Source organism: Paenibacillus sp. TAF43_2 (assembly GCF_052113545.1).
Taxonomy (GTDB): Bacteria; Bacillota; Bacilli; order Paenibacillales; family Paenibacillaceae; genus Pristimantibacillus.
In genome coordinates this window covers 25,670-46,735 of record NZ_JBFRDK010000009.1, presented here as the reverse complement: position 1 = coordinate 46,735, position 21,066 = coordinate 25,670, and the positions used below count along the sequence as shown (strand labels likewise).

Annotated in this window: 19 protein-coding genes; 3 read left to right on the top strand and 16 right to left on the bottom strand. The window is 45.6% G+C overall.

The features are described from left to right. The first annotated feature begins 40 nt into the window (after positions 1-40). Positions 41-1,726 carry a dihydroxy-acid dehydratase gene (ilvD, locus tag AB4Z17_RS03780; protein ID WP_076270807.1) on the top strand — a complete coding sequence of 562 codons (1,686 nt, stop codon included), beginning with the start codon at positions 41-43 and terminating at the stop codon, positions 1,724-1,726. Between the two features lie 176 nt (positions 1,727-1,902). On the opposite strand, the gene AB4Z17_RS03775 is transcribed toward ilvD, so the two are convergent. Beyond that, positions 1,903-3,294 (bottom strand): polysaccharide deacetylase family protein, encoded by a 1,392-nt coding sequence (locus tag AB4Z17_RS03775; protein WP_339207921.1) that lies wholly within the window; start codon positions 3,292-3,294, stop codon positions 1,903-1,905. Between the two features lie 166 nt (positions 3,295-3,460). On the opposite strand from AB4Z17_RS03775, the gene ytvI reads away from it, so the two are divergent. After that, entirely contained in the window at positions 3,461-4,621 is a 1,161-nt protein-coding gene (gene ytvI / locus AB4Z17_RS03770) for a sporulation integral membrane protein YtvI (RefSeq protein WP_441912564.1), read from the top strand. A gap of 68 nt (positions 4,622-4,689) precedes the next feature. Here ytvI and AB4Z17_RS03765 read toward each other — a convergent pair whose 3' ends face one another. The 5 genes from AB4Z17_RS03765 to mltG all read right to left on the bottom strand — a co-directional run bounded on the left by AB4Z17_RS03765 (position 4,690) and on the right by mltG (position 12,759). After that, positions 4,690-6,678: a peptidoglycan D,D-transpeptidase FtsI family protein gene (locus AB4Z17_RS03765; RefSeq protein WP_441958224.1), complete on the bottom strand. Its 1,989-nt coding sequence runs from the start codon at positions 6,676-6,678 to the stop codon at positions 4,690-4,692. A gap of 254 nt (positions 6,679-6,932) precedes the next feature. Next, positions 6,933-9,149: a methyl-accepting chemotaxis protein gene (locus tag AB4Z17_RS03760; RefSeq protein ID WP_441958222.1), complete on the bottom strand. Its 2,217-nt coding sequence runs from the start codon at positions 9,147-9,149 to the stop codon at positions 6,933-6,935. Between the two features lie 198 nt (positions 9,150-9,347). After that, complete coding sequence (locus AB4Z17_RS03755; protein WP_441912567.1) at positions 9,348-10,610, bottom strand: peptidase U32 family protein; 1,263 nt, start codon at positions 10,608-10,610, stop codon at positions 9,348-9,350. Positions 10,611-10,665: 55 nt separating this feature from the next. Further along, a complete protein-coding gene (locus AB4Z17_RS03750; RefSeq protein WP_339207917.1) occupies positions 10,666-11,598 on the bottom strand; it encodes a peptidase U32 family protein in 933 nt (310 codons plus the stop codon). Between the two features lie 54 nt (positions 11,599-11,652). Further along, positions 11,653-12,759: an endolytic transglycosylase MltG gene (gene mltG, locus AB4Z17_RS03745; protein ID WP_441958220.1), complete on the bottom strand. Its 1,107-nt coding sequence runs from the start codon at positions 12,757-12,759 to the stop codon at positions 11,653-11,655. Here mltG and AB4Z17_RS03740 point away from each other — a divergent pair. Next, positions 12,752-12,952, top strand: coding sequence for a hypothetical protein (locus AB4Z17_RS03740; protein ID WP_441958219.1), 201 nt, complete (start codon positions 12,752-12,754; stop codon positions 12,950-12,952). The two genes, mltG and AB4Z17_RS03740, sit on opposite strands and share 8 nt — an antisense overlap. A gap of 23 nt (positions 12,953-12,975) precedes the next feature. Here the strand turns inward: AB4Z17_RS03740 and AB4Z17_RS03735 are convergent, their stop codons facing one another. From AB4Z17_RS03735 to cymR, 10 genes are all read right to left on the bottom strand, one after another. Beyond that, positions 12,976-13,287: a DUF1292 domain-containing protein gene (locus AB4Z17_RS03735; RefSeq protein WP_054027280.1), complete on the bottom strand. Its 312-nt coding sequence runs from the start codon at positions 13,285-13,287 to the stop codon at positions 12,976-12,978. Next, positions 13,287-13,583, bottom strand: coding sequence for a DUF1292 domain-containing protein (locus tag AB4Z17_RS03730; protein WP_076270813.1), 297 nt, complete (start codon positions 13,581-13,583; stop codon positions 13,287-13,289). Before AB4Z17_RS03730 ends, AB4Z17_RS03735 begins: the two co-directional genes overlap by 1 nt. Before the next feature lie 8 nt (positions 13,584-13,591). Continuing rightward, positions 13,592-14,008 carry a Holliday junction resolvase RuvX gene (gene ruvX, locus AB4Z17_RS03725; RefSeq protein ID WP_076270814.1) on the bottom strand — a complete coding sequence of 139 codons (417 nt, stop codon included), beginning with the start codon at positions 14,006-14,008 and terminating at the stop codon, positions 13,592-13,594. A 121-nt stretch (positions 14,009-14,129) separates the two neighbouring features. Beyond that, on the bottom strand, positions 14,130-14,396 hold the full coding sequence (locus tag AB4Z17_RS03720; RefSeq protein WP_076270873.1) for an IreB family regulatory phosphoprotein: 267 nt from the start codon (positions 14,394-14,396) through the stop codon (positions 14,130-14,132). A gap of 50 nt (positions 14,397-14,446) precedes the next feature. After that, on the bottom strand, positions 14,447-17,080 hold the full coding sequence (gene alaS / locus AB4Z17_RS03715; protein ID WP_441958218.1) for an alanine--tRNA ligase: 2,634 nt from the start codon (positions 17,078-17,080) through the stop codon (positions 14,447-14,449). A gap of 355 nt (positions 17,081-17,435) precedes the next feature. After that, positions 17,436-18,506, bottom strand: coding sequence for an AI-2E family transporter (locus AB4Z17_RS03710; RefSeq protein ID WP_076270816.1), 1,071 nt, complete (start codon positions 18,504-18,506; stop codon positions 17,436-17,438). A gap of 155 nt (positions 18,507-18,661) precedes the next feature. Beyond that, entirely contained in the window at positions 18,662-18,859 is a 198-nt protein-coding gene (locus tag AB4Z17_RS03705; RefSeq protein WP_054027275.1) for a hypothetical protein, read from the bottom strand. A gap of 13 nt (positions 18,860-18,872) precedes the next feature. After that, positions 18,873-19,409: a PRC-barrel domain-containing protein gene (locus AB4Z17_RS03700; RefSeq protein ID WP_441912570.1), complete on the bottom strand. Its 537-nt coding sequence runs from the start codon at positions 19,407-19,409 to the stop codon at positions 18,873-18,875. A gap of 17 nt (positions 19,410-19,426) precedes the next feature. Then, positions 19,427-20,581, bottom strand: coding sequence for a cysteine desulfurase family protein (locus tag AB4Z17_RS03695; RefSeq protein WP_339207912.1), 1,155 nt, complete (start codon positions 20,579-20,581; stop codon positions 19,427-19,429). 12 nt (positions 20,582-20,593) lie between these two features. Further along, a complete protein-coding gene (cymR, locus tag AB4Z17_RS03690) occupies positions 20,594-21,013 on the bottom strand; it encodes a cysteine metabolism transcriptional regulator CymR (RefSeq protein ID WP_054027272.1) in 420 nt (139 codons plus the stop codon). Positions 21,014-21,066 lie beyond the last annotated feature (53 nt).

Sequence of the window (21,066 nt, the reverse complement as noted above, 5' to 3'; positions counted from 1 at the left end):
AGAGTATTGATATTTTAATAAGCATATAGGGGGAACTTACATGGCGGCCAAAAGAATGCGTTCAGACATGATCAAAAAAGGATTCGACCGCGCACCGCATCGCAGCTTGCTTCGCGCCGCAGGCGTAAAAGAGGAAGATTTCGACAAGCCGTTTATCGCGGTTTGCAACTCGTATATTGATATTATTCCTGGTCACGTTCATCTACAGGAGTTCGGCAAGCTCGTTAAAGAAGCGATCCGTGAAGCTGGCGGCGTTCCTTTCGAATTTAACACAATCGGCGTTGATGATGGGATTGCAATGGGTCACATCGGTATGCGTTATTCACTTGCCAGCCGTGAAATTATTGCCGATTCCATTGAAACAGTCGTAAATGCTCACTGGTTTGACGGTATGGTTTGTATTCCGAACTGTGACAAAATTACACCGGGCATGATCATGGGCGCACTTCGCGTCAATATCCCGACTATGCTTGTAAGCGGCGGACCTATGAAAGCCGGTAAAACATCCGATGGTCGTTCAATTTCACTCTCCAGCGTATTTGAAGGCGTAGGCGCTCACCAAGCTGGTAAAATCAATGACGATCAACTGATGGAGCTTGAACAATTCGGTTGTCCGACTTGCGGCTCTTGCTCCGGTATGTTTACGGCAAACTCCATGAACTGCTTGGCAGAAGGCATGGGACTTGCAATGCCTGGTAACGGCACGATTCTTGCTGTTTCTCCAGAACGCAAAGAGTTCGTTAAAGACGCTGCTCGCCAATTGATGAAAATCATCGAGCTAGGCATCAAACCACGCGACATCGTTACAAAAGATACAATCGACAATGCATTTGCTCTAGATATGGCAATGGGCGGCTCAACAAATACAGTACTTCACACGCTAGCAATCGCGCATGAAGCTGGAATCGAGTACCCAATTGAGCGTATTAACGAAGTGGCTGAACGCGTACCGCATTTGGCGAAGATCGCTCCTGCATCCGATTATCACATTGAAGATGTGCATAATGCAGGCGGCGTAAGTGCTGTCCTTAATGAGCTATTCAAGAAAGAAGGCGCATTGCATGGTGACTGCATCACCGTTACTGGCAAAACGCTTCGTGAAAATGTTATTGGCTGTGAAATTCAAGACACTGATGTTATTCATACCATCGACAACCCGCATACAGAACGCGGCGGTTTGGCTGTACTATTTGGTAATCTGGCTCCTCACGGCGCTATTATTAAAACAGGTGCAGTTGACAAGTCCGTTGGCGGCTACCACAAAGGTCCTGCTATCTGTTTCGATTCCCAAGACGAAGCGCTTCACGGCATCGCTAACGGAAAAATCAAAGAAGGTCATGTCGTAGTCATTCGTTACGAAGGACCACGCGGCGGCCCTGGTATGCCAGAAATGCTTGCACCAACATCGCAAATCGTAGGTATGGGACTCGGCGCTAAGGTTGCCCTCATTACAGACGGACGTTTCTCCGGCGCATCTCGCGGCATCAGCATCGGCCACGCTTCTCCTGAAGCAGCTGAAGGCGGCCCTATCGCTTTCGTACAAGACGGCGATATCATCGAGATTGACATGAACAACCGTACGATGGATCTTCTTATTAGCGACGAAGAGTTCGAGAAACGCCGTTCCGAATGGAAAGGCTTCGAGCTAAAAATCAAGCGCGGCTACTTGGCTCGCTACGCTCACCTTGTTACATCTGCAAGCACTGGCGGCGTAATGAAAATGTAGTTGTCACCTTCAGCATCCTCTGGATGCTGAAGCAGCTTTGAGCAAAAAATATAAGGTAAGTTAGAGGAAGTGATTTCCTTCCTTATATTAAAACAAAAGGAGTGCAGGCTGGAAACAGCCTGCACTCCTTTATTTATTTAACATTCATTTGGATAAATGTCTTTTATATCTCAACATTAGATCGCTGTTGTTTTTGTACCTAACTGCGCAGCTTCGTCGGCTGCTGCGTTTAAAGTTCTCTCTACTGTTTGGCTTATATCTTGAATCATGTTCAGCTGTGCCGTTGCATAGGACCTAATCGTTGCGACGGGCATTAACAGCATACGCGGCGAGATCAGTTCTCTTTTCTTCTTGCTCTGAGAAGTCTGCTTCGTGTTCGTTAATACTTTAATCAATACACGCAAGTACACACGCGATGATCTGGCAAACCAGCCCTCAGGCAGCTGAAATATTTCAAATCCTAATCGATCAGCACCGCGATGGATCATTGTAACCCCATATACCGCTTTGATGTCATTCGCATCTGTATCTTCAGCAAGCTGATTTGCGAGCAGCGGAAGAGCTTGCTCCACTTCACGCAGCATGCGAATACCTGTAGCTACAGGGGATTTTGAGGTTGCTGCAATCATCGACAATTTCTTGTTGTCAAAATGCAGTTCTGCAATACGGTCTCCCTTTGAGACGCGTCCTCCCTCTGCTAATTCAATGTCCTGGCCAGTGTATGTGGTCACCCGATAATGAAACGCTGCATCCTTCACATCTCCTACGGTCTTCAGACGGAATACGACGTGAAACAGACGCTCCCATGTCAGCCAAAGCGATATCATCGCTTTCTTCAAGAGTGATGTATGAGCAGCACGCGCTGCTTCAGATCGCTTCATCATTTCTTCAATGCCAACAAAGCGGAAACCTTGCTTCGTACCTTCTTCTAAGTAAGCCTCAAGTGCCGTAAGCATATTTCTCGGTGCATCCTTGTCCGCCCCAAAGGTCATGCCGCAATCATGCAGCAGAATGACTTCACCTGGCCGAAGTTTTTTCATCATCCGGTTTTTCAATCGTTCTGACCCTAAACGAATCCGCCAATCACCGAACATTGCCGACCACAAAATAATTTGCAAATGGCCTAAGTTCGCATAATCGAATACATTTACGATTCCCCATGGCGGGCGATAATAAGTCGATCGCAATCCCGTTGCTTGCTCAATAATGTCAAGCGTACGCTCGATTTGGCGCTTAACCGTCCTCGGACGCATTAACCAGTTCGATTTGTGAACATAATTATGGACACCAATATTGTGACCCTCATCCTTCATCCGCTTCAGCAGCTCTTCTTGTCCCTCGGCATGTGAGCCGACAACAAAAAAGGTTGCCTTCGCATTGTAGCGGGCAAGAAGATCGAGCAATTGCGGCGTATAAATCTCATCTGGCCCATCATCGAACGTTAAAGATATTTCGTTTCCCACACGGCCCTTCTTAAAAACACGAAAGCCAAAAGTACGGCTAATGAGGCCAGGAAGAAACGCATAGAAGGATGCTACGTATAATCCCCATAACAGCAAATTTTCCATTTTGTTTTCCCCACCGTTRTATGATTTAGTCGACGAATAAATAGCGGTACAAAACAACAACAGTAGTATTAATTGTAGCATAACGCAATTAAAAATAGGCATCTTTTTAAAAACTATAGTACAATCTTTATGGAAATATGAATATGGAAAAAGAAGGAGAAACATTATGCTGCCCTTTTACAAAAAGTATTGGCGAACCGCCTTTGACATCGCACTCATTGCACTAACTGTCTATTTAATTATGTTTTCTTTCAGCTATTTGTACCGAATCGCAACGCCTATATTTTTATCCTTTCTCATTTTCTTATGTATTGAGCCGCTGGCAAGGCGTCTAAATAAGCTTGGCATGAAAAAATCGATCGCTTCCGGCATTTCGATTCTGCTGTTCACTTTAATTTTACTTACCGCCTTCTCAGGCGCAGCTTACCTGATTACGAAGCAAGGAACTGAGCTCGTTAACAACTTCCCGAAATATCAAGAAATGCTCGCTGTTCAAATCGCTAATCTGACTGAAGAGGTGCAAACCAGATTTGGGAATCTGCCCGCAGATTTGGATTTGGTTCAGCGCTCCAAAGACCTCATTGAAGGTGCTTCTTCAACATTAGCATTGTTTGGAAAGACTGTACTGCTTAGTATCATCGGGTACGTCACATCCTTTTCAACTTTCGTCTTTAATTTTGTAGTCGGGATTATATTAGCTTATTTCTTAAGCATCGAAATTACGACTTGGAAAAAGACGGCCGAGGACAAAACGCCAAACACCTTCAAAACGGCATTTTTCTTCCTTAGAAACAATGTATTTAAAGGAATCGCGTTATATATTAAAGCGCAAGCCAAGATGATTAGTATCACCTTTGTCGTTATTTTGATCGCGCTCCTTCTGCTGCGCGTAGAAAATGCTTTTGTCATAGCAGTCGTATCCGCTATCTTCGACATTTTGCCGCTGCTAGGCGTAGGCACTATTTTTATCCCATGGATTATTTACCTAATAATTGTCGGCAAAGTCTCGCTTGCTATTTGGCTGTCCGTCCTCTTTCTCGCAGTTGTGCTTACACGCCAAATTCTTGAACCAAAAATTACAGGCGACTCCTTAGGCGTATCCGCCTTTACAATGCTCGCTTTCATGATTGTATCCTTATCGCTTTTTGGCGTCGCAGGTGTCATATTATCACCTATTCTTATGATCTTAATCAAAGCGCTGTATGATCAAGGTTATTTCCATCGCTGGATTCACGCTCCGCAGGGGGAATACGACAACCCTTCGGACAAGCCCGACACTGATAGTATATCGGTGAAAATAAATAACAAGGACATCAAGGAACTATAATACGCAAATAAAACAGAGCCACCTCGTTGCAAACGAACGTTGATTCGTCTGCAATGGGGTGGCTCATTTTATTTGGAATGGCGTGCGGCGATATCCATGACGCCGCGAAAGAGCTTAGTCGCCTGGTGCGAGCTCCCAGGCGGCTTGTTCTCCACGAGGACGGCTACGGCATATCGTGGAGCTTTGACCGGGCCGTAGCCCGCAAACCACTGGTGGTTGCGGGCGATTCCGGCCTGAGTCGTTTCGGCGGTGCCGGATTTGCCGGCAATCGCCCACAGCCCTTGGCGGATCGATCGACCGGTTCCATGGTCGACGACCGCCTGCATGCCGCGCAGCAGCGCATGCGCCGTGGCCGGTTTAATCCGGCCACGGATCGCTTGCGCGCGCTGCGCGGGCAGCTTCACCATCCGCTGGCCGTTGGCATAGCGGATTTCACTCACTAGGCGCGGCTCCATTACGCGCCCCTCATTCAGCAGCGTTACAATCAGATTTGCCGCTTGCAGCGGCGACATCCTTACATCACGCTGCCCAAGCGCGCTTTGCGCGAGCACACCGCCATCGACGCCAGCCAGCATGGCTGCTTCTTCCCGCGCTTGCTGCGCCGCATCAAACTTCCCGCTCCGCTTCTCATTTCGCTTGCCACCGCCACTGCCATTATCCTTGCCACTACCGTTTCCGTTGCCGTTGCCTTTGCCATTTCCATTCTCACCGCCACTGCCATTCCCAATCTCATGTTCACTCTCGTGCTCATGCTCACCCATCTCACCGCCGCTATTCCAAGCGAGCTTGCTCTTATCGGCTGCAAACAGCTGTCCGCGATCTTCTTCCTCAAGCAGTCTCAGAGGCGATGTAAAGGGGCCAAAAGCTTCATCGCGATGCCAGCCCGCTTGCTGCCCTATCCCGAGCAAGTCTGCGGTCCGCTTCAACTGCTTAGCTTCAAGCCGCTCTGCCAGCGTTGCAAACACAATATTGCATGATTGCGCCAAGCCCTCTTGGAGCGTCAAGCGGCCGTGTCCGCCTTCCTTCCAGCAGGATAAGCCATATTTGCCGTATTCACCATTGCAAAAAAACGTTTCATGCTGATTCACTGCACCCGCTTCCAACGCAGCTGCTTCCGCAACAAGCTTGAACACAGAGCCGGGAGCGACCGCCTTGATTGCATGATTAGCCCACTCGCTGCCGTCGGAGCTTTGGAACTGTCCTGGCTTCAATTGCGGCCGTGATACCATCGCTACAATATCCGCATTGCTCGCATCCAGCACAACGATTGCTCCCTCTTGCAAGCCTTGTGCATCCACATACGCTTCGATTTCATTTTGCAGCTGCAAATCAATCGTCGTCATCGCTTTAAGAGGATAATATCGATTGCCAGGCTGCGTAATCCGCATATCAAGGCCATGCATTGGTGCATTACGTCCATCCAGGAAGTAGGAAACAGAAGTAGCCCCTACTCCATGCAGCAGCTTGTCCAGCGATTTCTCAAGCCCCGACCCGCCAACCTGATCTACCAGCTTTCTTTTGCCGCTTACAAGATCTTCTGGATGGTTAGTCTGCAGCCACTCTGGATGCTGGCTTGTAAAGCCAATCAGATGCTTCGCATCAAAATCCGGCAAATAGCGATTGCGATAAGGAAGCACTCGTATACCGTTTAGCTCAATTTTTTTTAGGCGGGTAATTTGATCATTTGTCAGTCGCATAGGCGCCTGCATCCCATCAGCCTTCCAAAACACAGGCTCTCGCACGGCATCCCATTTCTGCCGCAGCTGCTCCATGGTTACGCCTAGTAAGCGGCTAAGCTCAGCTAAACTCTTTTCTTGACCTCGCAGCTCTGCCCGTATGGGAAATAAAGCAACGGCCGAATAAGTTTCACCTGTTATCGGTTTTCCATAGCGATCATAAAAGTCGCCTCTGCCTGTGTCCAACACCAAGTTTCGTTGACGCTGCTGAACTGACAGCCGTTGCCATCCTCCCCGGTTTGCCAGTGGAGAAAGGACCGCAGAAGAGGAGCTTCCAGGCATCAATTGAATCCAAGCTAAGCGGCCAATATAAAGCATCATTATTAAACTAATGAAACAAGCAGCCATTGTTATTCGTTTAATCATGTCTCGTTCTCATCCTGCGAAAGCTCCTTTTTAATGCTGACTAATGTTTGATAAGCGCTGGAATCGTTGTTATACGTTCATTATCTCCTTCCGCGGCTCTCCTTCAAACATCCATTCTATTTTCTACAACAAAAAAAAGAGCTGTTCAGCATTAACTGCTTGAACAGCTCTTCCTTCAATATTAACAATTTAATAGGATACCGTGATTGCTAATTAATTTTAAATTTTGAAAGTGAATCCTTGAGCTCACGAGACACCGTATCCAGCTTTTCCGACAAGCGTACCATACCGTCGCTAATGCTTAGCTGTTCTGTGCTAAGTGATGCGACTTCTTCCGATGTAGCGGAAGATTCTTCAGCTACTGCACTCACGTTAGTCATCGCTTCACCTAATACGACTTGCGATTCATCCAATTGCCCGATTGAATCCGTAACAAGATCCAGCTTCTTAACTAGTTCTCCCATTTGGCCAGAAACGGTTAAGAAAATTTGATTCGCTTCTTTTACAGAACCGATTTGCTCTTGGAATAACGGATAAGCATCGGACAAAACATGAACGGTCTCGTCAATCTCGCCTCTAATTTTCTCCGTGATTTGTCCAACAACGTCAATGGATTGGCGGCTTTGATCCGCCAGCTTGCGAATTTCATCGGCAACGACCATAAAGCCTTTTCCTGCTGCGCCAGCGCGAGCAGCTTCAATCGTCGCATTCAATGACAAGATGTTCGTTTGCTTCGTTAAGCTATTGAGCACGTCTAGGATTTTTACGATTGAGCCCGTGCTTTCCTTCAAAGCATCAACCTTCTCTACCATAGAACGGGTCATTTCTTCTGTCATGCTCGTTTTTTGAATAAGTACGCCCATATAGTTTGTTCCTTGCTCACTTGCCTTCTCAACGGCTTGCGCAGAGTTCACCATTTGTTCGTTGGCTGCAATAACTTTTTTCATTTGAACATCGATGTTTCCTGTAAGGTCAGAACCTCGCTCCGCTTCAACAGCCAAGCTTGTTGCTCCTCCCGCGATCTCCTCTGTTGCGACTGCAATCTCCTTAGCAGAAATAGCTGTTTTCCGAGAAGCATCTCCGAGCTCAGTAGCTGTAACCAGTACATCCTCAGCTGATCTTGTCGTTTGTACCGCTAGAGCAGTTATTTGTGTCATCATAAGATTAAAGCTGTCGCTTAGCTCACCAATTTCATCTTGGCGTTTTTTCATGACAGATCGTACGGTCAGGTTGCCGCTTGCTCCTTCAGTCATCAGGTTGCGAAGCTTAACCAGTGGCTGTGCAATCGTCATAATTACGAGAATACCGATTGCAATTGCAATAAGTGCTGCGATAAATACCGTAATCCATGTCAAATTTTGAATCGCTTTAGCATCTTTTACCAGCTCTTTTACCGGTACCGTGCCTAGAAGCTTCCAGTTCATCGTTTCGAATGTTTTGTATGTAGCCAAAACCTCAGCACCGTTTGTCGTTTTCATTTTCGACGAATCCTCAAGCGCTTTATCGCCTTCGGTTGGGAATGTAATACTCGCTGGCTTGCCTACCAATTCTGGATCATTATTTGTAATATATTCACCGTTTGCATTCACGATCGAAAGCTGGCTTCCTTCACCAAGGTTAACTTCTTCGAAGCGTTTCGCAAGCGTCGAGGCTTGCACCTCCAGCAGCAGTACATAAGATGCTTCACTTGAAGTTATATCTTTAATGAGTCGACTCAAGCCTATAGTTGGCGCACCCGCTGGATCCGACATACCTTCAGGCTGTGGCGGAATCCAGTTTGTTTTTCCCGCATTTTCGACAGTTTCCATAAACCATGCTGTTTTCATTAATTTCTCCGCAGTACCGGTGGTTGCCCGGCCGGATGTTACAACCGTCAATTTCGGATTTACTGGCAGCAGCATCATGGAAACGATCGTATTATTACCCATAACGTAAGATTGCATTTTGTCGCTTAAATTACGCGATGCCTCAAACTTGCTGAAATCGTCATCGCCGTCAAGCATTTTCCTTACAATTTCATGGAAGCTTTTGTCAATTAATATTTGCAGCGATAAATCCTCATACGTCTTGAAAATAACGTCCATATTGTTTGCAACCTGATTGATCGTTTGAAAGCTCGCTTCTGAAACTTTATTTTCAATAATCGACTTCGACTTTGAATAAGCCATTAGACCTACTGTCAATACACACGCGATAATGCTGCAAAAGATAATCGTAAACAGCTTCGTTCCTACTGATTTAATCGGGCTTGACAGCTTTGTGCCTTTTACAGATACCGTCGCTGCCTTTGCTGCCTGTGATAAAGATTGCATTTTTGATGACGCTTTCATACTTGTACCTGACTTAATTTCGTTTGTGCTATTTTGCTCTTTTTCCTGTTTCTGTTTCTTTGTTTTCTTCTTTTTTTGTTCTTCTTGGTTTTCCATGAGGGAAGACACCGCCTTTAATATTGTAAGTCCAAAATAGTACGTTTGCTGCTAGCGCATCTTGCCGAAATATGTATTTACAGTAGATTTACAGTATATTATTTTATATCGACACATTCTTGTCATTTCATAATAATAAATACAAAAAAAAGAGTCTTATTTTCTAAAAAAATAAGACTCTAGTCATGTTTTGCCTATTTACTTCTTCCCGATCTTCTTTCTCATCATATCCATCGGTTTAACCGGCTTTAACGTACGAATGCGAATATGCTGCAAAGGATGGCGAGCCGCTTCAAGCGCATTGCCGTCTGTATCCGTAATTTCGGTTACTGTTTGTTTGAAAAAAGTACCCTTCGGGCCAACAAATTCGATTTCTTGTCCGAGCTTAAAGTGATTGCGCTGCTGCACGATCGCAAAACCCGTTTTATCATTATAATCTACGACTACTCCAGCAAAATCATATGGCGCTGCTTTTTCCTCTGGCTCATAAATATGATCCTCCGCACCCGGTGTATCAAGGAAAAATCCAGTGTTTAGCGGACGGTTGGCAGCCTTATTTATCTCATCCACCCATTCCTGCTTCAACTCGAAACGCTCAGGATCAGTGAAATACGCATCAATCGCTTGACGATAAACATTAACGACCGTCGCCACATAGTGAATGCTTTTCATTCGTCCTTCGATTTTGAAGCTGTCAACGCCAACTTCGATAAGCTCCGGCAAATATTCAATCATACATAGATCTTTTGAGCCCATTGTGAACTTATCTTCTTCTTCCGGGTACATTGGCATATCGTCAACAAACAAATCGTATTTCCAGCGACATGACTGACAGCAGCCTCCACGATTGGAGTCACGATCCGTAAAATGATTAGACAATACGCAGCGACCAGAGAAAGATGAGCACATAGCTCCATGAATAAACGCTTCGATCTCAATATCAACATTTTTTTTAATTTCTGCAATGTCTTTAAAGCTCGTTTCACGGGCCAGCACAACACGCGGCAAGCCTTCTTCCTTCCAGAACTGCACAGCCTGCCAATTCAGCGTGGATTGCTGCGTGCTCAAATGAACCTCAAGCTTCGGAGCTACTCGCTGCGCCGTTTCAATAATGGCAGGATCTGCGGCAATAATAGCTGAGATTCCTGCTGCTTCTAGATTGCGCAAGTAGTCTTCAAGTCCTTCTATATCCTCATTGTGCGCATATATATTGGTCGCAACAAACACCTTTGCACCATAGCGGCTCGCGAACTCAACGCCTTCCTTCATTTCTTCAAAGCTGAAATTGTCTGCATTGGAGCGCAAGCCGTACTTTTGACCGCCGATATAAACCGCGTCAGCTCCGTAATGAATCGCGAATTTCAGCTTCTCTAAATTTCCGGCTGGTGCGAGCAGCTCCGGCTTGTCCAGCCGATGGCGTTTGCCTTGATAGCGAGGTGTCGTCTTCTCAATTGTTGTCACTATGTGTACCTCCTAAGTTTTGCGAAGCAAAACTCACTTCGTAAGCATTAACTTATTAATAGACTTGCTCTTTGAAGAAGAAGCCAAAACTCAGCTCTCGCTGCGGGTTCTGGACTTTCTTGATCGCGTCTAGCCATTCCTCTTGGAAAATATAGCCCTCTGGATCAGCCAAATAGGCATCGATTGCTTGCCGATATGAACGCACAACAATTTCGTTGTACTCGGTAGATTTCATTAATCCCTCAATCTTCAAGCTGGTTACTTTAGCATCCAGCAGCTCATGAAGGTTCTCTACCATACATACATCATCCGAGCTCATAATATGAGTGCCGTTCGCATCTTCGTAGATTGGATAACGCTCGTCCTGCCGCTCCGCTTCCATCACATAAAGCCCGCGATCTTTGTCTTTCTCCGGAAGCCGATCCGTCTCCGACTGATGCTCCATATAGCTCTCTACAAGAGAACGCTTTGAATGATAAATATTCGTCATCCCATGCACATGCACTTGAACCTCAAGCTCTGTACTAGCCGTTGTCTCGCAAACCTGTTCCATATTGAGTTCGCGTGCGAGCACATATCTAGTCGCACCTCTGCGGCCCCAATAATTAGCTGTAACATAATTAGTTGAGGTCATTTCGGCATTCCAGTGCAGCGCCATGCCTGGGGCATGCAACCTAGCAGCCATTAAGACCGCAGGGTCGCCGAATACTAGTGCATCAACGCCAGCTTCAGCAAGCGAGGATACATAATCATTTAATGAATCCGCTGCTTCATTATCCATAAGATTGTTAAGGGCAGCATAGATTTTCACACCCTTAGGCTTAGCGAGCTTTACAGCCTGCGCTATCATTTCTTTGTTAAACTCTCCTGCTAAACGCATACCGTAGCGTGCTTCGCCAATGACAAAAGCATCCGCGCCTGCTGCCATAAGCCTCTCCAGCTCTTCTATAGATGCAGCGGTAGCTAATAATTCCGGCTTGTACGCCATACTTGATCCTCCTTAAAAACACCGTGAAGCTTCGTTTCCTATCTAATCGTTTGACTACCCAGCCGTCTGATTACTTTTCTCGATGTTTTTCAAATGCTCTTTATATGTTTTTGCGAACAAATGAGTCTGACTTCCATCCTTCTTGGTTACATAGAAAAAATATTCCGTATCTTCCGGATATATAGCCGCTTCAATCGACTTAAGACTTGGACTTGCGATAGGTCCAGGCGGCAAACCTTCTACCTTATACGTGTTGTAAGGACTGTCTACGAGCAAATCCTTCTCATAAAGACGTTCCTTAGGCTTATCTAATGAATATTGAACGGTAGCATCAATTTGCAGCTTCATGCCATCTTCAATCCGGTTGTAAATAATGCCCGATACGAGAGCTCTTTCCTCGTCCACAACGACTTCACGCTCTACAAGCGACGCGATTGTCAGCATATCATGAAAGGACATTTTTTTCTMTTCAAGCACTTCCATCCAGCCCTCTGGAAGCTCAGCAAGCTTCCGGTCGAGTTCAAGCGCCATCCGTTTAATAATATCTTCTTCTGTGCTTTCTTTTTTCATCTCATACGTTTCAGGGAACAGATAACCTTCAAGACGCTGATGCAGCTTATCGTTATTGGGAATGGAGCGAACAGCCTCCGCATCACCCCAATTGTTTTCCGATGCAATTAATCCAATAAACTTTTCTTTGTTGATCAATTTCTCTTGAGCAAGCTTGTCAGCAATTTGCAATACGGTAAAGCCCTCAGGAATCGTGAATCGAATCGTTTCTGCTTCTACGGTGTCGCCAGCATTTAGCTTGGCTATAATGGCTTCATTATTCATGCCGGGGTTCAGCTCATAAAGTCCCGCCTGAAAGCGTCCGCCTTGATCCTTAAGCTTCAAGTAATATTTAAATATAAATGCATTTTTAATAATCCCTTGCTCTTCCAGTAATTCTGCAACCTCATTCGCTGATGTTCCTCTTGGAATATCAATCTTCTGAACCGCTCCAGCAGCTGTTGGCTTCAAGCTGCTCCACACATACAAAGCAACGCTTCCAGCACCAATGATCATAATTCCTAACAAGCTTAAAATAACCCATAATGTAATGCGGCTTTTCCTCGGTCCCGATGATGATTGTTGCTCAAGGTGCTGTGATGACTTGTCCAAAATTAGACCCCCTTTTTATAATGCATCATTTTCGGTATATCAATTTGCGCAGGCGAAATGGCTGAGACCATCCTATGGTGGCTCAGCTGAAAATGCTGTTAAACAGGTTAATGAAGAGAATTACTACCGCATGTTTGAGTATTTAACGCTAAACATGGAACAAAAGAGCGGTTATTGGCCGCTCTCTCGTTAGATGCATATACATTACACGACGTTTTATGGACGCTCGTCAGTAGCAAACAATAAATCATCGTACGCTTCTGATGCAGCTTCCCACTCTTCATCGTTTTCGATGTTTTCCAGCTGCGGTTCACCATCGACTTGAATGACGCGGAATAGCTCAACGTCATCCTCGCCACGCATCGGATCCGATTGCAGGGCTGCATAAATGCGATCCCCTAGCTGAAACTCAGCTTTAATATCGTATACCTCTACGCTGCCGTCATCTGCTTCAAGCTCAATTTCATTGCCGAATGCCGCTCGTAGCGTATTCAGCTTCTTAGGTGCTTCATGCTCTGTGCCGGACATTAATTTTCTTCCTCCATCTCACCAAGGAGAGTGTTGAACGTTTCCTCAACCATATTCCATTCTTCTTCATCTTCAATGGTATACAGCTTCAGGTCATCGCCTTCTTCTTCATAACGGAAAGCATATACTTCATCTTCCTCGTCATTTTCTCCATGAAGCGGAACTACCATCATATATTTCTGATCGGAACCATCAACTTCAAATTTCATGATGACTTCGAATTCCTCTTCATTTCCTTCTTCATCCGGGATATAAATAATTTCCGGCTCTTCGAATTCCAACTCTTCATTTGTCATGTTTACCCTCACCTTTTCGCTTTAGAATCGAGATAATTTTGCAAAATAAGCGTTGCCGCCATTTTGTCTATTACGAGCTTTCGCTTCTTCCGGCTGACGTCCGCTTCAATAAGCGTTCGTTCGGCAGCTACCGTTGTCAGCCTTTCGTCCCAAAGGTGAACAGGTATGTTTAGTTTCTGCTTAATCTGTTCTGCGAATTCTATACAAATTTCTCCACGTGGACCGATGGTGCCATTCATGTTTTTTGGAAGACCAACAACAATTTCACTAACCTCATGCTCCTTAACCAGATCGGCAATGCGGTCAAACTCACTATGGTCTCGCCTTCGTTCAATAACACCAGTTCCTTGCGCGGTCCAACGAAAAGCGTCGCTGACAGCAACTCCTATGTTGCGGTCACCGTAATCAAGTCCCATCAATCTCATGTCTTGTCCGGCTCCTGCCTCATTAGTTAAAATATAAGAATTTATAAGTTTATCTGCTTATAAACTGCTTATATTTCTCTGCGAAACGATAGCTAAGCCTCCTAAAGGGGGCTTTAGCCGTTTACGCTTGTTGTTTCTTATGGTTTAGATAAAACCGGACAAGCTCTTCGATTAATTCGTCTCGTTCCTTCTTGCGAATTAAACTCCTGGCGTTGTTATGCCGCGGAATATACGCGGGATCTCCGGACAGCAAATACCCAACGATCTGGTTAATCGGATTATACTCTTTCTCTAGAAGCGCTTCATGCACGGATAGCAGAATGTCTTGAGAAGATTCAACCCCCTCCGCCTTCACGTTAAATTTCATTGTTTTGTCCATGGAACTCATCGCCAGCACCTCGCTTTCCAAACCGCATTTCAATGAGATATACACTCATATCATATCACATTTGTTTGATTAAGAACTAGTTCTTCTGTAAGTTTCAACGCTTCATCCAACTTCGTTGTGTCTTTTCCGCCTGCTTGCGCCATATCTGGGCGTCCGCCGCCGCTGCCGCCGCAATGAATTGCAGCTTCTTTTACAATTTTGCCTGCATGGAAACCTTTTTTAATTAAATCTGCTGAAACGGCAGCTGCAAGGTTCACCTTGTCATCCGAAATCGCACCAAGCACGATAACGCTTGACTCCAGCTTCAGCTTCAATTCATCAACAATGCCGCGAAGCGCGTCCATTGAAGGAGCATTCACTTTTGCGCAAAGGACAGTGATGCCATTCACTATTTTCGCGTTTTGCTCAAGTGATCCTGCTTCGATCCGGCTCAGCTTCGCTTGAAGGGATTCATTCTCGCGAGAGAATTCCTTCACTTGACCAAACAATGCTTCAATCCGTTTTGGCACATCATTTGCATTTGATTTCAGAAGTGCAGCCGATTGCTTAAGCAGGTCAAGCTGACCATCTAAATAGTTATACGCATGTTTACCCGTAACGGCTTCAATTCTTCGAACACCCGACCCAATACCGCTCTCGCTTAACAGCTTGAACAATCCGATTTGCGATGTATTGCTTACATGACAGCCTCCGCATAGCTCCAAGCTATAGCTGCCAACTTGAACCACACGAACCTCATCGCCGTATTTCTCGCCGAACAACGCCATCGCGCCCATCGCTTTAGCTTCATTCAATGATTTCGTTTCGATGGAAACCGGAGTTCCGAGCCAAATTTGCTCATTGACGCGGCGTTCAATCGTTACTAGCTCTTCAGCAGTTATACTGCCAAAGTGCGAGAAGTCGAAGCGCAGGCGTTCAGCCTCTACCGAAGAGCCCGCTTGATTGACATGATCGCCAAGCACTTCTTTGAGCGCTTTATGAAGCAAATGCGTTGCCGTATGGTTTTTGATAATGTCATCGCGTACAGCTCTAGCAACGCTCGCCTCTACTGCTTCACCTGTACGAGCAGTACCTGAGGTAACAACAGCATGATGGACGCTTTGACCGTGCGGTGCTTTGGTTACTTCTTCAACCTGCAGCGTAAAGCCTTTGCCCGTAATCGTTCCTGTATCTCCGATTTGTCCGCCGCTTTCTGCATAGAAAGGTGTGCGATCCAATATCACAACGACTTTGCTGCCTTCTGGAGCCGATTCAACCAATAGATCCTCATGAACGATGGCAATGATTTTGGACTCAGTTACCAGTTCATTATAGCCAACAAACTCACTTTTAACCGTGAAATCGCCGAGCGGTCCACCTTGAACCTTCATGCTTCCAGTATCTTGGCGAGCTGCGCGGGCACGGTCGCGCTGTGCTTCCATCGCTGCGTCGAATCCAGCACGATCGACCGTCATTCCATTTTCTGAAGCAAAGTCCTCCGTCAAATCGAAAGGAAAGCCGTAAGTATCATACAAGCGGAATGCATCATCGCCATTAATCTCTTTTTGGCCAGCTTTCGTACCAGCAGCTACCAGATCAGACAGCATAGCTAGACCATCGGACAATGTCTCATGGAAACGCTCTTCTTCCGTACGGATAACCCGCTCGATAAATTCACGCTTTTCAACAACCTCTGGATAATAAACGCCCATAACCTCGCCAACAATTGAAGTCAGCTCATGCAAAAACGGACGGTCGATTCCGATTGTTTTTCCGTAACGAACAGCTCTGCGAAGCAAACGGCGAATGATGTAGCCACGGCCTTCGTTAGAAGGCATTACGCCATCACCTACTGCGAACGCTACTGTACGAATATGATCGGCAATAACTTTAAGCGCAACATCATGCTCTTCATTCACTTTATAGCTTACTTTCGCAATCTCACAAGTGCGGTCGATAATTGGACGGAATAAATCCGTATCAAAGTTCGAATCCACATCCTGCAATATAGAAGCAAAACGCTCAAGTCCTGCGCCTGTATCGATGTTTTTGATTGGAAGCGGCGTGTAGCTGCCGTCTTTATTATGATTGAATTGTGAGAATACAACGTTCCAAACTTCTAGGAAACGCTCGTTCTCACCGCCTGGCCAGCATTCTGGGTCCGAAAGATCGCCATATTTGTCACCGCGGTCATAGAAAATTTCAGTACAAGGCCCGCAAGGGCCCTCGCCAATATCCCAAAAATTTTCTTCCAGCTTATAAATCCGTTCAGCAGGAAGGCCAATTTTCGTATTCCAGAACTCGAATGCTTCTACATCTTCTGGATATACCGTAACCGACAAGCGATTAGGATCAAAACCAATCCATTTTGGCTCAGTCAGAAACTCCCATGCCCAAGTAATAGCTTCTTCCTTAAAGTAATCACCGATCGAGAAATTGCCCAGCATCTCGAAAAACGTATGATGGCGGCGGGTTTTGCCTACGTTTTCGATATCATTCGTACGAATGCACTTCTGTGAATTCGTAATACGCGGGTTTTCTGGAACGATGCGTCCGTCAAAATAAGCCTTTAGCGGCGCCATACCTGCATTAATCCATAGCAAGGACGGGTCATTATGCGGTACAAGCGATGCACTTGGTTCAATTTTGTGGCCTTTGCTTTCAAAAAATGCAAGCCATTTTGCACGAATTTCACTAGCTTTCATTAGGTTGAGCCCCCTTCAAATGATAAAACACAAAAAAAGCCCCTGTCATTGACAGGGACGAATAGAATCGCGGTACCACCCTGGTTATTGCCTCGCTGCAAACAGCTAGAGCAATCGCCTTCATTAGACATTAACGGGTCCAACCGGTGAAGTTCATTCACACTCCGAAAATAGCTTTCGGCCACTCTTCGTTATAAAAGCTCTCTCAACCGACGCGACTGCTTATCGAAAAGCAAATGCGAAGAAGCTTTCTCTCTGGCTAACGGGCATTGGCTTACTTCATTTCATCAACGATTTATTCCCTTATAATTGACACTTGATTATTTTAAAATTATAGCCACAGCCTATCCGCCTGTCAAATAATCTTTCTTCGCACGTAGTAGGCGAACATATGCTGAATGATCACTTTGCAGGCTGCAAAAATAGGAACAGCCAAAATCATGCCAACAATGCCTGCAATCTCCCCTCCGACCAGCAATGCAAAAATGATCGACAAGGGATGCATATGGAGCGTACGGCCAACTACTTGTGGAGAGATTACGTTGCCCTCAAGTATTTGGCACAGGGTGTTGATAATCGCGACAAGGATGACCATCTTAATGGAAACCGTAGATGCCATTAGTATTGCAGGTGCGGCTCCAAAAAAAGGACCGAGATACGGAATGACATTCGTTATCGCAACGATGCCGGCAAGGAGCAGCGCATAAGGCATGCCGATCAACAGGTACCCGAAATAAGCAAGCACGCCAACGATAATACAAACCAAAAACTGTCCGCGAATATAGCTGCCGAGTGCCGTATCGATATCTTTAAGCAGCCTGACCGTGTTTTTGCGATGTGATTTGGGTACATACGTAATGACCGTTCTTTCAAACACATCAAAATCCTTTAATATATAGAAGGCGAGAAACGGAATAATAAACGCGATAAACACTGCATTCAACATGGACCCAATATTGTTAACAAAGTTGAACAAACTCTCCGACAGCTTTTTTTCCATATGCAAAAGTGACTTATTAAGCCCGCTTCGAATACTCTCCGGTAAAAAAGAAGTGTTGTTAATGTCCGTGACGATATTTTGAGCCCGCATGGAAAGCTCAGGCACATGACGATTGATTTCCTGTACTTGCTCGATGAACATTGGAATCAAGTTAACGAGAATCACCGTAATGACTGCACAAAACACTGCATATATGAGCAGCACGGCAATCGTCCTAGGAACCTTCCGGTCATGCAGCATCGTAACGATCGGATTCAGCACATAAGAAATTATCATCGCGATTATAAATGGAGCAAAAACGGCTTTTACAAACACATATACGTTCACAATAAGCGGCTTTATAAGCAGCATAAGATAAATCGCAAGCAGACCCAAAATGATGTAAACCAGCCAGACAAATAGACGGTTCTTCGTAAAGCGCTCCACCGTCCTCACCCCCGAACTTTCTTTATCCGCTTCGCTCTTAGCAAGACAAGCCGAACTAGTTCAGTATATGTACAAGCGCCCTAAATCATCCTATAACAGCAAAAAAAAGACGGCCGAAGACCGTCTTTTGATATTCAAGTTTATAGCAACGCACGTCAGTTGACGTGAACTTGTGTAATTTCTTCCTCAAAGAACAAGTCGTCGAGTGAGCTTAACGTGCCATCCTCTTCCACTTGGTAAACCGACATTTTGTCGCCGTTAACCGTCAGTTCAATGAAGCAGCCCCAGCAATAAAACTGGTGGGAACCGATCTTTCCGATATCTTTCGAATTACAATTCGGACATCTCATCATCTTTCATTTCTCCCTATTCTCTGAAATTGGAAGCTGCGACAGGCTCCAATTCCGCTTCACTGACAGCAGGAACAATAATCGCGTCTTCCCCGAGTAATACGCTATCCGGATCACTCGGCGCCTTCAGCCATCTGCGCCCTTCCATCAGATCCGAAACAAAACCGTCCGTAAGCTCGTAGCCTATTATTTGTGTACCCTCTTTTGGGTAAAAATAAACATCCGACACTCTGCCAAGTTGAATACCTTGTACAGTTACGACGGGCAGATCCTTTAATTTTACTAATCCTGTGTCATAAGAACGTAGCAATTGCTTCGACTTCATCCGAACGATCGCTGCTTCACTTGCTATAATAACGGTGTCCTCCCCGCAAGATATCACGTGAGTCCACTCCACTATTTTTACGGAGGAAGCAAACCACTTGGGACAATCGAGTATTAGCCCTTTCAGCTGCCAATGCTCATCGAACCAGGCGTCCTTGACAGTTCCAACAAGTTTGCCGGAATGGATAACGATTACGGGTAGTCCAATAAGCCGTTGAAGTTTGATCACGCTTAGCTGGAGTCCTCCTAGTAGTTATTACGAATACGCCTCACGATTGTTCCAACTTTTTGTGCGGCATCTTCTAATTCCTCCAAAGTATTCCCCAAACCAAAGCTAAATCTTACAGCAGAATTAATTTGTTCCTCTGGCAATTGCATTGCTCGAAGTACATGTGACCGTTCAAGCGCGCCGGAGGTACAAGCAGAACCGCTTGCTGCTGCGATACCTTCCATATCCAAATTCATAAGCATCGTTTCCGTATCAACACCAATAAAGCTGATATTTACGATATGCGGCAAATAGTGCTGCTCCGAGCCATTTATAACGATAGGCACTTCAACATGGTTGTGTAGCAGTTCTATCCATCTCTTACGAAGCTCGTCCATAAAAAGTTGCTTATTTTCTCGCTCGTTCACACAAATGTCAACTGCGGCAGCAAACCCGACGATCCCCGCAATATTTTCTGTCCCTGCACGCCGCTTTCTCTCTTGAGATCCACCATGCTGAAGAGCGTCAATCGGCGTACCGTTAGCCACATAAAGTGCGCCAACACCTTGAGGACCGTTGATCTTATGGGCGGAGAAGCTCATCAAATCGACTGGCAGCTCATTGAGCCTATACTCGAATGAACCCAAAGCTTGAACTGCATCCACATGAAAAACAGCACCGCCAGCTCTAGCTATACGCCCTATTTCTTCAATCGGCTGAATCGTTCCAACCTCGTTATTTCCATGCATGATGCTAATAAGGCCTGTTTCTGGGGTCATGGCTTCTTGAACAAGCTCTGGTGATGTTCGTCCAAAGCTATCAATAGGCAGTACGGTTAGGGAGAAACCTTCTTCCTTAACCAGCCATTCGCATGTATGAAGAACAGCGTGATGTTCGCCCGCTGAAGTTATAATATGTGATTTGCCTCGTTTACGCTGTGCTCTAGCAGCCCCAATTAGAGCGGCATTATCGCTTTCCGTTCCACCTGAGGTAAATAATAATTGTCCCGGCTTGCAGCCTATTGCTGCTGAAATGAGATCTCGTGATCGATTTAACTGATGCTTGGCCGCTCTTCCAAAAGCATGCATACTAGACGAATTGCCGCCGGAGCCTTGCATTACCTCAAGCATCGCTTGGATGACTTTCGGATGCATAGGTGTAGTGGCGGCATGATCAAAATAATGATTTGTCATAGGTCGGCTTCCTTAAATATAGAACATATAGCTATCAGGTTTGCCAGCATCTTCGAAATTAATTAGATCTGCAAGCGTAGTCGAATCTAATACTTCTGCAATACTGTCTCTAATGCGCAGCCAAAGCTGACGTTTAGCCGGATCGTCTTCTTCTGTAAAGTCTACAGGCGAAATCGGGCCTTCAAGAATTCGAATAATATCCCCAGACGTAATCGTTTCCGGATCCTTCGATAAAATATAGCCGCCATAAGCTCCGCGAATACTTTTCACAAGACCAGCATTTCTAAGGGGTGCTACTAATTGCTCCAAATAGTGCTCGGAAAGCTGATTTCGTTCAGCGATGCTCTTGAGCGAAGTCGGGCCTTCACCAAATTTAGCCGCAAGCTCCATCATAATAGTTAAGCCGTAACGGCCTTTCGTCGATATTTTCAAAGTGGCACCTCTTTTATTGTTTTTAGTATTGATTTATGATTGTGTCTTCCGCT